General features: G+C 49.4%; 17 protein-coding genes. 6 read left to right on the forward strand and 11 right to left on the reverse strand.

All coding sequences use genetic code 11. The annotated features are described in order from the left end of the window. Window positions 1-176 precede the first annotated feature (176 nt). A complete protein-coding gene (locus tag BUA34_RS05020; RefSeq protein ID WP_072827654.1) occupies window positions 177-980 on the forward strand; it encodes a LysR family transcriptional regulator in 804 nt (267 codons plus the stop codon). Window positions 981-1,041: 61 nt separating this feature from the next. Here BUA34_RS05020 and BUA34_RS05025 read toward each other — a convergent pair whose 3' ends face one another. The 3 genes from BUA34_RS05025 to BUA34_RS05035 form a co-directional block, all read right to left on the reverse strand. After that, window positions 1,042-1,374, reverse strand: coding sequence for a putative quinol monooxygenase (locus BUA34_RS05025; protein ID WP_072827992.1), 333 nt, complete (start codon window positions 1,372-1,374; stop codon window positions 1,042-1,044). Window positions 1,375-1,545: 171 nt separating this feature from the next. After that, window positions 1,546-2,055 (reverse strand): cyclophilin-like fold protein, encoded by a 510-nt coding sequence (locus BUA34_RS05030; RefSeq protein ID WP_254794334.1) that lies wholly within the window; start codon window positions 2,053-2,055, stop codon window positions 1,546-1,548. 39 nt (window positions 2,056-2,094) lie between these two features. Further along, complete coding sequence (locus BUA34_RS05035) at window positions 2,095-3,285, reverse strand: multidrug effflux MFS transporter (RefSeq protein ID WP_072827655.1); 1,191 nt, start codon at window positions 3,283-3,285, stop codon at window positions 2,095-2,097. 174 nt (window positions 3,286-3,459) lie between these two features. Between BUA34_RS05035 and BUA34_RS05040 the strand changes: the two genes are divergently transcribed. Further along, window positions 3,460-4,125: an MmcQ/YjbR family DNA-binding protein gene (locus tag BUA34_RS05040; protein ID WP_072827656.1), complete on the forward strand. Its 666-nt coding sequence runs from the start codon at window positions 3,460-3,462 to the stop codon at window positions 4,123-4,125. A 45-nt stretch (window positions 4,126-4,170) separates the two neighbouring features. On the opposite strand, the gene BUA34_RS05045 is transcribed toward BUA34_RS05040, so the two are convergent. The 3 genes from BUA34_RS05045 to BUA34_RS05055 all read right to left on the reverse strand — a co-directional run bounded on the left by BUA34_RS05045 (window position 4,171) and on the right by BUA34_RS05055 (window position 6,710). After that, window positions 4,171-5,364 (reverse strand): alpha/beta hydrolase, encoded by a 1,194-nt coding sequence (locus tag BUA34_RS05045; RefSeq protein WP_072827657.1) that lies wholly within the window; start codon window positions 5,362-5,364, stop codon window positions 4,171-4,173. A gap of 159 nt (window positions 5,365-5,523) precedes the next feature. Further along, a complete protein-coding gene (locus BUA34_RS05050; RefSeq protein ID WP_072827658.1) occupies window positions 5,524-6,135 on the reverse strand; it encodes a DUF1349 domain-containing protein in 612 nt (203 codons plus the stop codon). Window positions 6,136-6,170: 35 nt separating this feature from the next. Continuing rightward, window positions 6,171-6,710, reverse strand: coding sequence for a flavodoxin family protein (locus BUA34_RS05055; protein WP_014546388.1), 540 nt, complete (start codon window positions 6,708-6,710; stop codon window positions 6,171-6,173). Window positions 6,711-6,904: 194 nt separating this feature from the next. Between BUA34_RS05055 and BUA34_RS05060 the strand changes: the two genes are divergently transcribed. After that, a complete protein-coding gene (locus BUA34_RS05060) occupies window positions 6,905-7,786 on the forward strand; it encodes a LysR family transcriptional regulator (RefSeq protein WP_072827659.1) in 882 nt (293 codons plus the stop codon). Window positions 7,787-7,809: 23 nt separating this feature from the next. Continuing rightward, window positions 7,810-8,298 (forward strand): GNAT family N-acetyltransferase, encoded by a 489-nt coding sequence (locus tag BUA34_RS05065; RefSeq protein WP_072827660.1) that lies wholly within the window; start codon window positions 7,810-7,812, stop codon window positions 8,296-8,298. A gap of 3 nt (window positions 8,299-8,301) precedes the next feature. Here BUA34_RS05065 and BUA34_RS05070 read toward each other — a convergent pair whose 3' ends face one another. After that, the gene (locus BUA34_RS05070; protein WP_072827661.1) at window positions 8,302-9,090 is read right to left on the reverse strand and encodes a ZIP family metal transporter; all 789 of its coding nucleotides are present in this window, start codon (window positions 9,088-9,090) and stop codon (window positions 8,302-8,304) included. A 105-nt stretch (window positions 9,091-9,195) separates the two neighbouring features. Here BUA34_RS05070 and BUA34_RS05075 point away from each other — a divergent pair, with 105 nt between their 5' ends. Further along, window positions 9,196-10,377 (forward strand): alpha/beta hydrolase, encoded by a 1,182-nt coding sequence (locus tag BUA34_RS05075; RefSeq protein WP_254794335.1) that lies wholly within the window; start codon window positions 9,196-9,198, stop codon window positions 10,375-10,377. A gap of 73 nt (window positions 10,378-10,450) precedes the next feature. Then, window positions 10,451-11,047 carry a class I SAM-dependent methyltransferase gene (locus BUA34_RS05080; RefSeq protein ID WP_072827662.1) on the forward strand — a complete coding sequence of 199 codons (597 nt, stop codon included), beginning with the start codon at window positions 10,451-10,453 and terminating at the stop codon, window positions 11,045-11,047. Window positions 11,048-11,069: 22 nt separating this feature from the next. On the opposite strand, the gene BUA34_RS15590 is transcribed toward BUA34_RS05080, so the two are convergent. The 4 genes from BUA34_RS15590 to BUA34_RS05100 form a co-directional block, all read right to left on the reverse strand. Continuing rightward, window positions 11,070-11,441, reverse strand: a complete 372-nt coding sequence (locus tag BUA34_RS15590) for a DUF2442 domain-containing protein (RefSeq protein ID WP_083579737.1) — start codon at window positions 11,439-11,441, stop codon at window positions 11,070-11,072. Window positions 11,442-11,472: 31 nt separating this feature from the next. Further along, the gene (locus tag BUA34_RS05090) at window positions 11,473-12,399 is read right to left on the reverse strand and encodes a PD-(D/E)XK nuclease family transposase (RefSeq protein ID WP_072827663.1); all 927 of its coding nucleotides are present in this window, start codon (window positions 12,397-12,399) and stop codon (window positions 11,473-11,475) included. Window positions 12,400-12,906: 507 nt separating this feature from the next. After that, window positions 12,907-13,140 carry a hypothetical protein gene (locus BUA34_RS05095; RefSeq protein ID WP_217650178.1) on the reverse strand — a complete coding sequence of 78 codons (234 nt, stop codon included), beginning with the start codon at window positions 13,138-13,140 and terminating at the stop codon, window positions 12,907-12,909. A 190-nt stretch (window positions 13,141-13,330) separates the two neighbouring features. Further along, a complete protein-coding gene (locus BUA34_RS05100; protein ID WP_072827664.1) occupies window positions 13,331-13,696 on the reverse strand; it encodes a hypothetical protein in 366 nt (121 codons plus the stop codon). Window positions 13,697-14,060: the final 364 nt, after the last annotated feature.

Below are 14,060 nucleotides of genomic sequence, written 5' to 3' on the forward strand. Positions count from 1 at the left end.
GAAGCTTGTAGGCTGTAGCCCATTCTTCTTCAGTGTGTTTTTTATACATGAAAACCCCGAAAGTTATGTCCAACTTTCGGGGTTCACATCATTGTGCCTGTGGGTAAGTTTTAAACGTCCACTATTCACTTGACGCATAGCGGATTTATTATATTCCCCCCAAAAGGGGCTTTTTTATGTTTGTCGAGACCTACATTTTGCGATTGCTGGCTGGGTTCCTGGAATACGGGACGCTTTCTGCCGTTGCGGACAAACTCTACACTTCGCAACCGGCGGTGAGTCGCGCGTTCAAGAAGCTGGAAGACGAAATCGGTGCTCCGCTCTTCGAGCGCAAAAAGAACCGCATCGAGCTGAACGAGAAGGGACGCACGGTCGCCGAATACGCAAAGCGCATCATGGACTTGCAAAGCGAGATGATGGAAAAGGTAAGCCCGCAGGGAGCGGGCATGCGCACATTCTCCATCGCGTCGGTGGCCATTCTCCCCGCCATGCGGATGGTGCAGGAACTGCAGGAAAAATACCCCGGTGCGCAGGTCACCTACGAGATTATCGACAACGAGGCGGGCGTGCTGAAGGCGCTGAACGAGGGCTCGGCGGATATCGGCATCACGCTTAAGGCCCCACGCGCAAAGAAATACCGCGCCGAAAAATACATGCAGGAGCGGCTCTCGATTGCTCTCCCGAAAAAGCATCCGCTTGCCAAGCGTAAGTCCATCCGGCTCCGTGAACTCAAGGGCGAGACCATCATCCAGCGCAGCAATGTGGGTTTCTGGGAACAGGTCAAGCGCAAGAAGATTCCCGACGCCACCTTCATCAAGCATGACAGCACGAAAGGCATTTCAAAGCTCATCGAGCAGTCTTCGCTGTTGACGTTCGTTTCGGATCACCAGTTCGATTACGAAATTCCCAAGGACCGCAAGATTGTGCCGCTCGCCGACCGCGAAATGAACGTGGAATTTTTCAAAGTGACACTGGCGTAGAGTCTATTTTCCGCTGGTCGCCTTATCGCCAAACAGCGCGCGGGCATTGCATTTTTGCGACTTATTTCCTGATGAACTTTTCGTCGGTCTTGGGCATGGTGTTGTCGGGCGTATAGCGTTCGACAGTCATTTTCAAGTCGTACTTGTCGCGGAGTTTCGCGATGGTCTTCATCATGGGCGAAGCATGGTGCACATCGATGGCGGCCTGGCTTTCCCACGCGTCAATCAGCAAGATGGTCTCGGGATCGTCCAGCGACTGGAAATATTCGTAGCGGATGTTGCCCTTTTCGGCACGGATTTTCGCCACAGTCCCGCTAGAAACCATCTCTTCGGTGAACTTCTTTGCCGCCCCGTTCTTACCCGTATAGCGCAGGTTTACCGTAATGTTGCTCATGGCACTCTCCGCAAACACGCTCGCAGCGAGCGCAAGGATTGAAAATAGCGTTAAAAACTTGAGTTTCATTTTGCCACTCCGAAATGCTTTGCATATAATATAAATTTTTTCGGAGCATGCGCAAAATGCTTAATTTTCATGCTCAGTATGCGCGCGACGCATAGTGGAAATCTATTCCACCGAGAATGTCGCCTTCACGTTCCCTTTGCCGAGAATCTGCTGGAGGCGTTTCTTGTTCACGTTGTCGATACGGGCAAGGCGCGTAAAGTTCCAGGAATTCTTGTCGTAGTAGATGGTGATGGAATTGCCCTGGTAAAGGATGATGTCGCCCGCGTCGGTGTCGATTTGCTTGTCGTTGCGCGGGAAACTGCGCGGCAGGTCGGCCACCTTCTCGAAACTGCCGTAGTCGTGCATGTCGAGCGTCATGTCGCCCTGCGTGAGGAATTCGGCGAAGGCCTTGGCGGAGGAATTTTCTTCGAGCGTTGCCGTGAAGGTGGTGTCGTTCACATGGATTTTGAGTTTCACGGGAGCCTCCGTTTGAGCCGATGAACTTGTTGGCACTGCGCCGGGCGTTTTACTGGCGGACGATTTCGGCGTCTGAGCTTCAGGCTGCGTCGAATGGCTCGCCGCATCGCTGCAGGCCACGAGAAAGAACAACGCTATAAGGACAATGTTTCGCATACACACAATATAAATAATTGTGCGAGCGATTCAAAATACTTATTTGCTATGACTCACTATGCCTTTTGCGCATAGTGAACCGATGGCGAGAACCGAAACAAGCGTCAAAACGGCACCCACAACTAGGACGATCGAAACACTTGTGGCAATGTCCCCCATGCCGACCAGCGGAGAGACGATTCCGCCCATCAAGAAGCCCGATGCCCCGATGGCTGCGGCTGCGGTGCCTGCATTTGCGCGTTCCGCATTCAAAGCCAATGCGTTTGCCGGTGGCTGACTCATGCCGAACATGAACGTAAGCCCCATGAAGGCGACTTGCAGAATCGGGAGTAAAGCGTGCGTCATGAGGGCGACAGCAACTGCAATTGCGAAAACGAACATTCCCGTGCCTGCGATTTTCAGGGCCTTGAATTCGTTGCCGACTTTACCCGACAACGCGCAACCGATGGCCGTGAAAACGGCATTCAGCGCAAAGCACAGGCTGAAGCCGACAGGCGAAAGGCCGTAGATTTTTTGGTAGATAAAGGGCGAAGACGCAATATACCCGAACAAGATAATCATCGGGAAGGTACATACCAAGAAATACGATACGTAGGCGCGGTTCTTGAACACTTTTACATACAAGCTAAAACTTGCAAAGACAGATTTTTTGCTGCGGCGTTTTACCGGGAGCGATTCCTGGAATTTCCCTGACATAAAGAGCAGCAATGCACCGTACAGAAGCAACACCGCGAAAGTTCCCTTCCAGCTCATGAAATTCAGCAAGAATCCGCCTAGCACTGGGGCTATAATCGGGGCGACTCCGTTCACAGCACTCACCATGGCAAGGAACTTCGTGAGGACGGGGCCACGGTAGGAATCCGCTGAAATGGAACGTGCTATCACGATTCCGCCGGACGCCGCCATGCCCTGCAACAAACGAAACACGTTGAAGGTTACGATGTTCGGCGCGACAATGCAAGCGACAGTCCCGCAAACAAAAAGCAACAGACAAACTAGCAACAACTTTTTGTGGCCGAACTTGTCGCTCAGCGGGCCTACAAAGAGTTGCCCCACTGAAAGCCCGAGCATGCTCATGGTGAGGCTCAGTTGCGCCATCGAGGGGCTTGCCGCAAAGTAATCGGCAAGGCTCGGGAGGGCCGGCAAGTAAAGGTCCGTCACGAAGGGACCAAATGCCGAAAGCAGTCCAAGCAACAGCATAAGGAAAGTGAATTTCTGTTTTCCGCTCATAAATTCCTCTTGACGAAACCGCACGGAATCGCCATAAAAAAAGCCCGCAAAGCCTTACAACTGGACTTATGCGGGACCGCTACACGTTGATTTCGCAAGCGAATTTAGGAAAAAATTTTTCCGTTGGCAAGTTCTTGACAAAGGCAAAAAATAAATTTATCTATCTTTTCGTTTGTGACAGGCATCGAAGAACAATTCAACGGCAAGAAACTCCTTGTCAAGAAGCTCATTCCGTTCGGGTTCACGAAGGAAGGGCCTAACTATGCACTCGTCTGCGAAATGCTTGGCGGGCGATTCCGTCTGGAAATCAGAGTGGGACGGGGCAAGAAAGTTTCTGTCAAGGTGTTCGACAACGATTCCGGCGAAGAATACCTACTGTTTTCGGTGCTGTCAGTGCAGGGAGCCCTCGTGGGCCGCATCCGCAAAGAAGTTTTCGCTATTACGGATAAATTCATTAGCGAATGTTTCGAGACGCAGATTTTTAAAAGGAAATCAGCAAACGACCTGATTGGCTACGCGGAGCAAAAATACGGAGACAAGCCCGAATATCTGTGGGAACGGTTTCCGCAATTCGCCGCCATCCGCAAGCACGAAAACAAGAAATGGTATTGCCTATTGGGGACTGTCGAAAAATCAAAAGTTGGCCTCAAGGGCGACGAAATTATCGAAGTGGCGAACTTCAAGATAGTCCCGAAGGAATTGCCGGAACTCCTGAAAAAGCCCGGCTACCTCCCCGCATACCACATGAACAAGAAAAGCTGGGTAACGGTCATCCTTGATGGGACTGTGTCGCTAACCGAAATCAAGAAATTGCTGGATAAAAGCTACACGCTGGCGTGAAAAACGGCCCGCAATTCGCAGGCCGCTTTTTTTAAGCGATCACTTTTACTTCAAGTTTGTCTTGAAGAATTCGTTCAGCTTTTCGAAGGGGATTTTTTCCAGGTTGTCGTAGAGGTCCACGTGGGAGGCTCCGGGGATGACGAGGAGTTCCTTGTTGCCGACGGTCTTGCTCCAGTTCTTGGTGGCGTCGAGTTTTGCGGGGACGTTCGCCTTCTTGCCGGTCATCTTTTCGAATGCGCCTTCGCCGAAGTAGCGGCTATGGGCCTTTTCGCCGTGGATGATGAGCACGGGGTTACGGATTTCGTCGGCGTATGCGAGGAGTTTCGTGTTCAGGAGCGAGGTGCCTGCGGAGGCGGCCCAGCCCTTGTTGCTGTTGAGGGAGCGCTTGTGGTAGCCGCGCGGGGTCTTGTAGTAAGCGTAGTAATCCTTGACAAAGTAAGGAGCGTCGTCCGGGAGCGGGTCAATAACACCGCCGGCCAGGTCGTACGTGCCGTTCTTGAAATCCTTGGTGCGCTGGGCCATCAGAGCCTTGCGGGCCTCGTTGCGGGCATCGGCGTTGTTTGCGGAATCGAAGTAGCCGTTTGCAGTCACGCGGCTCATGTCGTACATGGTCGAAGCGACGGTCGCCTTGACGCGGGTATCGATGCCGGCAGCGTTAATCGCCATGCCACCCCAGCCGCAAATGCCGATGATGCCGATGCGTTCCGGGTCAACGTTGTCGCGGGTCGAGAGGAAATCTACAGACGCCATGAAGTCTTCGGTATTGATGTCCGGGCTGTTCATATAGCGCGGCTCGCCGCCCGATTCGCCGGTAAAGCTCGGGTCAAATGCGATGGTCAGGAATCCGCGTTCCGCCATCTGCTGAGCGTAAAGGCCAGAGGACTGTTCCTTGACGGCTCCGAACGGGCCAGAGACTGCAATCGCCGGAAACTTGCCGTTCACCTTGAGGCTCGTGTCCTTGGGCACGAACATGTCGGCGGCGAGTTCAATGCCAAAGTGGTTCTTGAAAGTGACCTTGGAATGTTCGACCTTGTCGCTCTTGGGGAAAACCTTGTCCCATTCGGCGGTAAGCGTGAGCTTGTTCATATTTTCGTCCTTTGTCTGTTGTGCTGCTTCTGTTGCCGGTGCGGCCGGCGTGGCGGCCCCCTGCGCAGCATTGTTTTCTTTTTCGGGGCAGCATGCCATCAGGGTGCATGCGGAAACCACGGCGAGCGCCGCTTTTAAGAATCTGGATTTCATGATTTATCTCCTATTTAAAAATTCAACTCTTCTTGTCATGTCCGCGCAGGCGGACATCTCCCTTTACATTTTTAATATTATTTATTCCCTGTACAATAGCAATTGCTTATTTACTATGGCTTGTTATGCTTTTTAGGCATGGATATTTAATAAACAAATTCAATCAGGTTGCTGGCCGTCGTGAGCTTTCCACAGGCATTCCGTCAATGCAAAGTCTGAAAATTTTGCCAAGAACGAGGAATCTTCAGGGCTACAAGCGTAAATACCAAAGCGGATTTTACCAGCACCTTCCCACATGTGGCAAATGCGCATTTGCGTGAAGTTTTTTCCATCTTGCGAGCATTCTACGCAATAGTCACTTTCTCGACGGCTAAAGCGGAACCACATCGTTTTAATTTCGGCACTGATAGCAGTCGTAGCCCAGTCGGAATAACCGTGGTTGGTTACAACCGAACCAAGATGCTGGAATTTTTCATTTTCGTATTCAACAGATGCTTTCAGCCAATTTTCAGAATCAAGATACATAGCGATTCCGCACTGATCGAAGCGATGATGGCTTCCAGAAAAATCTGTTTTCATGACAAACGAGAAAAATTTTTCCTCCGTTTCAATCTGAAGAACCGGCGCATTGTCGTTGCGAAAACGGTAATAAGTTCTTTGCCAAAGATCCGTATGCGGATCGGTCACGATGCAAATTTCATCCTCGCCAACTTTGTAAGTTGCAGGTTCGCGAGTCCATTTCAGGTCGGCAGTGTCAAAAACTTGCTTCATGAGGAATACCTTTTTTCATAGTTGATCACCCTTTATTAAGCTTTCTTTCCCATGGCGAATGCTTTTTTCAAGAGCGCGGAATTCTTCTTGACATCGCCAGCGCTTTCGGCTCCCGTGGCACAGAGTGCTCCCTTGAGCTTCACGCCGTCAAAACAGGCGATCCATCCGCCAATGCCGCGCTTTGCAATGTTCATGGCCTTCGCGTCGGTGTCGGCGGCGGACGTGAGCAGGTAAATCTCGCGGAACTTGTAATCGCTGGAATAGAGAGAATTCGCGCGGTCGAGCATGGTCTTGAGCTGGCCGCTCATCTCGTAATAGTAAATCGGCGTTGCAAACACGATGACATCGGCCGATTCCATCTTCTTGGTGATGGCGGGAGCGTCGTCCTTGATGACGCACTTGCCCTTCTTCTGACAAGCAAGGCAGCCCATGCAAAAACCGATCTTCTTGCCGCGCAGCGACTCGAATTCCACCTTGTTGCCCGCCTCGGCGGCGCCCTTCGCGAACTCCTGCGCCAAGGTTTCGGAGTTGCTCCCCTTGCGCAAGCTGCTGGACAAGACCAATACTTTTTTCATAGGTTCCTCTCGGTTGAAGTCTTTACATGTTCAAATATACCTTCATTTTTTAGATATTGCAAATACTTTGTTTTCATAACTAGATATGCTTATTAGGCATAGAAAATAAGTTTTCACAAACCTTAGTTATTCCTTCCGGGCATTGTTTTTGCAAATTCATACCTGCGGGGCTTGAATTTTATTAGTTTTCGGGTATGGAACTTCGAGTTTTGCGGTATTTTCTGGAGGCGGCGCGGTTGGGGAATGTCTCGCGCGCGGCGGATAATCTTTGCGTGACGCAGCCGACGGTGAGTCGCCAGCTCAAGGAGTTGGAGGAGGAGCTGGGCGAGAAGCTTTTCGAGCGCACGAATTACGCGATTCGGCTGACGCCTGCGGGGGAACTCTTGCGGGAGCGTGCGGAGGACATTCTTTCGATGGCGGACAGGACGGTGCAGGATTTCAAGTCGCTGAAGGAAGACGAGGTGGTGGGTGAAATCGCCATTGCCTGCGCGGAATCGCGGAACGTGAATTTTCTTTCGAAGTGCATCGGGATTCTCCGGGACGACTATCCGAAGATTAAGTACAACTTATATTCGGGCGACAGCGAGCGCGCCTTGGAAAAGCTGGACAAGGGCATTTTTGATTTTGCGGTGGTTGTAGACAACGTCGATTTGGAAAAGTACAACTGCCTTGCGGTGCGTTCGGTGGACCGCTGGGGAGTGGTGATGCGTCGCGACGACCCTTTGTCCAAGCGGGATTTCATTGAGCCGAAGGACTTGCTTGACAAGCCGCTGATGGCGTCGCGCCAGGCGATGGTGGCGGATTTGCCGAAATGGTTCGGCGACGATATTTCAAAGCTGAACGTAATCGTGGGGCTGGATCTTTCGTACAACGGTTCGGTGCTTGCGAAGGAGGGCACGGGCTACCTGCTCACTTTCGACGGCCTTGTGGATACGAGCCGCAGTTCGCGCCTGTGCTTCAGGCCGCTCATGCCCGAGCTCACCACCAACATGTATATCATTTGGCGGCGGGGCCAGCAGTTCACGCGGGCGGGCGAACTTTTCCTCGATACGCTCCGGCACGTGCTGGGGGAATAGAAAGAGATTAGAGGATTGTTCTCATGCTTAAAATTGAAGAATATAATACAAAGTATATCAACGACGCGATTGAAATCTGGAACGACATTGTCGAAGACGGCATCGCGTTTCCGCAAATGGATTTGCTTGACCCGCAGACGGGAGACGCCTTTTTCAAGTCGCAGTCGTTCACGGGTATCGCCATCGACACAGACTCCGGCGAAGTGGTCGGACTGTACATTCTCCACCCGAATAACGTGGGGCGTTGCGGGCACATTTCAAACGCGAGCTACGCCGTCAAGAAAAACAAGCGCGGCCAGCACATCGGCGAATTTCTCGTGAAGGATTGCCTCGCGAAGGCAAAGGAAATCGGCTTCAGGATTTTGCAGTTCAATGCGGTTGTCGCGACAAATACGTCTGCATTGAAGTTGTACAAAAAACTAGGCTTTACGCAACTCGGCGTGATACCCAAGGGATTTTTGCTCAAGGACGGGAGCTACGAGGACATCATCCCGCACTATATCGAACTGTAGTGATTACAGCGCGCTGTCGAGTGCCATCATGAGCGTGAAGCCGACGGCGAAGAGGATGGTGCCTGCGTCAAAGTGGTCGCCTTCGCTTACTTCGGGGAGCATTTCTTCAACGACAACGTAAATCATTGCGCCTGCCGCAAACGAAAGCAGGTAGGGCATGAACGGCGAAAGGATTTCGGCGGCGATTAAGGTAATCAATGCGCCGATCGGTTCGACAGCTCCGGAGAGCGCTCCGAGTGCAAATGCTTTTTTGCGCGAAGCGCCTTCGGCTTTTAGCGGGAGCGAAACGACGGCTCCTTCAGGGAAGTTCTGAATGGCGATACCGATGGAAAGCGCGAATGCAGCCGAGAGTGTGATGGCGACGTTTCCGGAAAGCCAGCCTGCGAAAACGATGCCGACAGCCATGCCTTCGGGCAAGTTGTGGAGTGTTACGGCGAGCGTGAGCATCGTAGTGCGTTTGAGTTTTGCTCTCGGACCTTCGGGAGTTTGACTGCCCAAATGCAAATGCGGTGTGATTTTATCCAAAACGAACAGGAATAAAATACCTGCCCAGAACCCCACTGCGGCGGGTGCAAATGATAATTTCCCCAAATGTTCGCTGGCGCTGATGGCCGGGAGGAGCAGGCTCCAGACGGATGCCGCTACCATGACTCCTGCTGCAAATGCTAAAAGTCCGCGCTTGAGGTTCTGCTTCATTTGCCCGCGGATAAAGAATACGCAGGCTGCGCCGAGAACCGTCCCTAAAAATGGGATGGTGAGACCTTGAATAATGGGTAAAATGGGTTGAATCATACGAAAAAAGATAGTATTAAAACTTGACAATTTCAAAAAACGCGCTGGAGTTTTGAAGGTCTAATTGGAGTAGCGTGAACGATTGCATTTTTGTATCGTAGATGCATGAATAAGTTAAAGTCTTTTGTTGTCGCGGCCTCTGCCGTATTGCTTTTTACAACTTCTGCAAATGCGTGCCTTGCCGCCTGCAAGGAAAAGAAACGGGATGAGGCTTACAGTAAGCAACTCTCGGCTGCTACGTTGCAGACAATCATTGATAACGCTTTGCCGCAGAAGTCGGTGGACCCGGAACTTGGCGAACCTTATCAGGTTTACCCGATTGACGTAAAACCGTATGATAAGGATTTTCATGCAACGTTGATTGAATATCCTTACGGAAGTTCTCCGCGTGCGGTGTCGCAAGAATCGAACCCGCGTGGAATTATCTTGTATGTGCACGGCTATAATGATTACTTCTTCCAGGAAGAACTTGCGGAAAAATCGGATTCTGCAGGTTTTGCTTTCTTTGCAATTGACTTGCATTACAATGGTCGTTCGTATAGCGAAGGCGAGCCGCGTTCGGATATGCGAAGCGTTAAGGAATACTATGCGGAATTGGATGCGGCTATTGCGCTTAGCAAGAGTATTGCTGCGAAAGGCTCAAATGCAAAATTGCCGTTTGTCATTCTCGGCCATTCGCAGGGTGGGCTGATTACGCCGAATTACCTAAATGAACGCAATAGCGAAGATTTTGCAGCTCTCGTTTTGAATAGCCCGTTCCTGGATTATAAAAATAGCTGGTTTGTTCGCAATGTGGCTTTCCCCGTGTTCTCGGATATCGCGCTGTTGTTGCCCGATGCACCCGCTCCGAAACAGGAAGCCCCTAAGTACAACATATCTCTTTTGAAGAGTGAAAGGGGCGAGTGGGAATTCAATCGTGATTTGAAGAGTGATGAATGGCCACAACAGTATTTTGGATACCTCCGTGCGACAACTCGCGGCATCAAGTGGATCCATGCGGGAATGCAGATCAAGGCTCCTGTTCTCATGATGCGTAGCGGCTGCACCGTGAACACGGTCAAGTGGGATGATGACTACATGCGTTGCGACTGCATGCTTGATGTGAATCTTCTTGAAAAGTGGGCTCCGAAATTGGGTAACGATGTCACGACCGTGACGATTACGGATGGCATGCACGACTTGTTCCTCTCGCGTAAGGAAGTTCGCGATAACGCTTACCGCACGATGTTTGAATTTTTGGATGGTGCCATTTTGCGGAAGCAAATTGTCGTTGCGCAGAACTTTTAATAATTAGATTTTGTTTTAATCGGTTAGCGCACTTTCCTTGTCATGAGGAGAGTGCGTTTTTTAGGAGAAAATGATGAGTAAGAACATTTGGGATATCTTTGCGCCGGTTTATGAATTCGCGATGCGTTCGCAGAAGGATATTTATGATTTTATGTATGGGCGGATTGGCGAGGTCGCGAAAGGGAAAGATGTGCTTGAACTGGCGACTGGCCCGGGGATGATTGCGCGACATATTGCTCCGCATGCAAATCATGTGGTGGCGACTGATTTTGCTCCGAAGATGATCGAGACGGCTCGCAAGGCGAAAAATCCAGAGAACGTGCGCTTCGAAGTGGCTGATGCAACGTCGTTACGTTTTGAGGATGATTCTTTTGATGTTGTTGTGATTGCGAATGCGTTGCATATCATTCCGAATCCAGAAAAGGCGTTGGCGGAAATCCGTCGCGTCTTGAAAGATGGTGGCGTGCTCATTGCTCCGAATTTTATATTCCGCGAAGGCGGTAAAAGAAACTTGTGGCAAAAATTGCTGAGCCTTGTCGGGGTTCGCTTTGCGCATGAATGGACGGAAGACGAATACAAGTCTTTCTTAAAAGGGAATGGCTGGACGATAACGGAAAATTGCGTTATTAAAGGGCGGATTGATTTAGCTTACGTGGAATGCGGGAAATGAAGATTATTTCGCTTCTATAAATTCATACCTTGTATTTTTTCTTGACATCGGAAAGGACCATCGCTGCAGGGCGGGTGCGACCTTTCAGCATGTCATTGTATCCTTTTTCGAGTTCCGTGTTGAGGCGCTCTTTTGACCATTTAGCTGCGTTTTCGGGAACCTTTTGCAAACTCTTGATGAATTCTGGTGCGAAATCAACGCCATTTGACCATGTGATTGTGTGTGCTTGCAGGCTGAAATCTTTAAATGTGTTGATGTTCGCTAGTTGTTGCACGATTGCGCGATGATCGGACTTGACGACTTTTTCAAAATCAGCGATGATACGACATCCGTCATTGAATGCGACGGATATCTTGTAATCACCAATGTATTTTGCTTCGGTCACGTGCAGCATGAATTAAACCAATGGGGCTATTTTACGAAGCTTATGCAGGTGCGTCGGTTTCCTCAAGTTCTTTCTTCAGCTTGAGTATTTCCCTTTCGGAAAGCTTGGTAATTCTAGAAATTTTTTCTACAGAATCACCTTCGGCGAGCATTGCTTGGGCGTCATCTATCTTTGCCTGAAGATAAGACCCTTGTTTTTCGTAAAGCATGTCCGTCATTCCGTCAACCTCATTTAGAAGGGTTTCGTCGGTGTACCCTTTTAAAGATACATCTTTTGCAAAGTCCTTGTCAAGTAGTTTCTTTAACTTGTCTTCGGGAATATCTCTGTCCTCAAGGACATCGCGGAAAATACGCAACATTTCGGCTCTGTCAGACTGCTCGCGACATTGCGGCGATGTGCGATCATCAATTGCAAAGAACTTTTCCAGTTCTATCAGAAAAATGTCTAGCTTTTCGTAGAAAAAATGATGGTTGCGAACTAGCTGCGCATGGTGTAGGTAGGTGTTCCGCTCTTTTGGAAACTGATTTTCGGTTAGAATGGAAAGCACATAGATATGTGGGAGCTTGTAATCTTGAGCTTTCTTAACTGTACGTGAAACGACTCGGGCTGTGTAGTAAATGAGTCGATCGATAAAAAGAAAGTTGAAATTCTGTTGGACTTCGATAAGTACGGGTTCGCCTGCTTGCGTTGTGCCGTAGATGTCGAATATGGCGGTTTTGTCATTCAGCACGCCGGGGTTTTCGGGTACACCCAGCGTAAATGTCACGATAGCTTTATCGCCGGAAAGTCCTAGCATTGCATTTAGGAATTTGACGGTTCGCTTGGGCTTGGCTTCGTTCGCCATAAGCATCTTAAAGATGCCGTCGCTGAAAGGATAAACATTCTTGTATTTCTTACGGTAATCAGCCAAATGCTCGGGGTGCTCGTGTACGTCCTTGACAAAGGCGATGAATTCGTTTCGCGTCATATTACCTCCATTCGCCTACATGCATAAAAAGGCGAAGATTTCAAGGCTCTGTCGGGCCAGGCCGTACTTTTGGGTCGAAACTGCGAAAAAGCTGCGAAAATGACCCTCTGGCTCTGTTAGGCCAGGCCGTATAGCTGCGAACATGCTGCGGACCGCCGAATGACCATTTCAGCGTAAAAACATCGGTCATGCAGCCGAAAAACAGTTTTGGAAGGGCTTACGGAATGAGGATTTTTTGCTAGCCGGGCACAAGTGTACAGTTTAGCCCGACAGAGCCATAAAAACGGCTCTGTCGGGCCAGTCCGTACTTTGGGGTCGAAACTGCGAAAATGCTGCGAAAATGACCCTTTGGCTCTGTTAGGCCAGGCCGTATAGCTGCGAACATGCTGCGGCGAGCCTGATGACCTTTTCAGCGTAAAAACATCGGTCATGCAGCCGAAAAACAGTTTTGGAAGGGCTTACGGATTGAGGATTTTTTGCTAGCCGAGGTTATATAGGTTCTGAAAATTACTTTCCATCGCGAGCAGCTTTCATTCCAGCTTTTAGCCCCTCACGATAGGGCGTGGAACCTATAGGTGTTATGGGAGGAATCGGACAAATAGGAACAATAACCATATTCCCCTTTATCGCCTTATACCCCTCTTCAAATCCCGCACAGAATTCATCTCTATCATTTGCATAAGACAGAGTAATCAGACAAAAAACCATCACAATGACGCTCATTACAAATGTCTTTTTCATGTTTCTTTCTCCTGAAATGACGGATTTATACTTAGGAAAATACATTTTTTTGCAAAAAAAGCAATAGTAGACAACCATTTCTTTCGGCGACAAAGCCCAAAATCCAGCAATATTTGTTCAATATCACAGTTCTTGCTATGCCAAATTATGCGTACGATTTGACTTGACAGAGCCAACTTGCCGCCGTTTACTAGCGCTTCTGCGAGGGCTTTGCTTTATCGAGATCCATTCTTACATATTGACGGCAACCATATAAGGACCCGGATACCAGCAATTGAGAGAATGTTGCGGCGGTAATATTGTCGATGCCGTCATCAAGACCATATTTGCTTTCCCCGTTTGGTTGAATTGACACCCATACTGACGGAATGTGGTTCGCGTCAGGAGAGGATTTTACATAGCACTCAATAACACAAGATTGTTTCGCTCCGGTCCACTTGTGAGTGAAACTGTCAAAGTGCAAATCTTTGCATCGTGCTTCAGTGACAGTAAACTGGTATTCTTCGGCTAGGCATACTCCGACCAGGACCAGCAGTGCGATGAAGAGATTTTTCATGACGGACTCCCTAGACACAATATAATAAACCCCTATACCGGCGCAAATATTTCTATCTGCGCAGTATTCCCATTATTGCAATTCCATGAACTAAGGCTTCTGCCAACAACTGATTATAGCATTCGCTGTTGTTATTTACGTACTTGTCCATAGCTTTTTGTCTTTTGCATGCGTAAGATTTACTGTCTTTTTTGTTTTCGCATGCAAGTGTGGCATCGATATATGAGTAAAAATTGGGACATTCGCCAATATATACAAAGCTTGTTCCAATATAGTCATCGGTATTATAATCTAGATTACACGAGGTAATCAAGATTGCCGACAAGAGAAGAAGCATTTTTTTGGAAAGGCGAACAACCATAAA

It is taken from the genome of Fibrobacter sp. UWB12 (assembly GCF_900142485.1).
In the GTDB taxonomy this organism is placed as follows: domain Bacteria; phylum Fibrobacterota; class Fibrobacteria; order Fibrobacterales; family Fibrobacteraceae; genus Fibrobacter.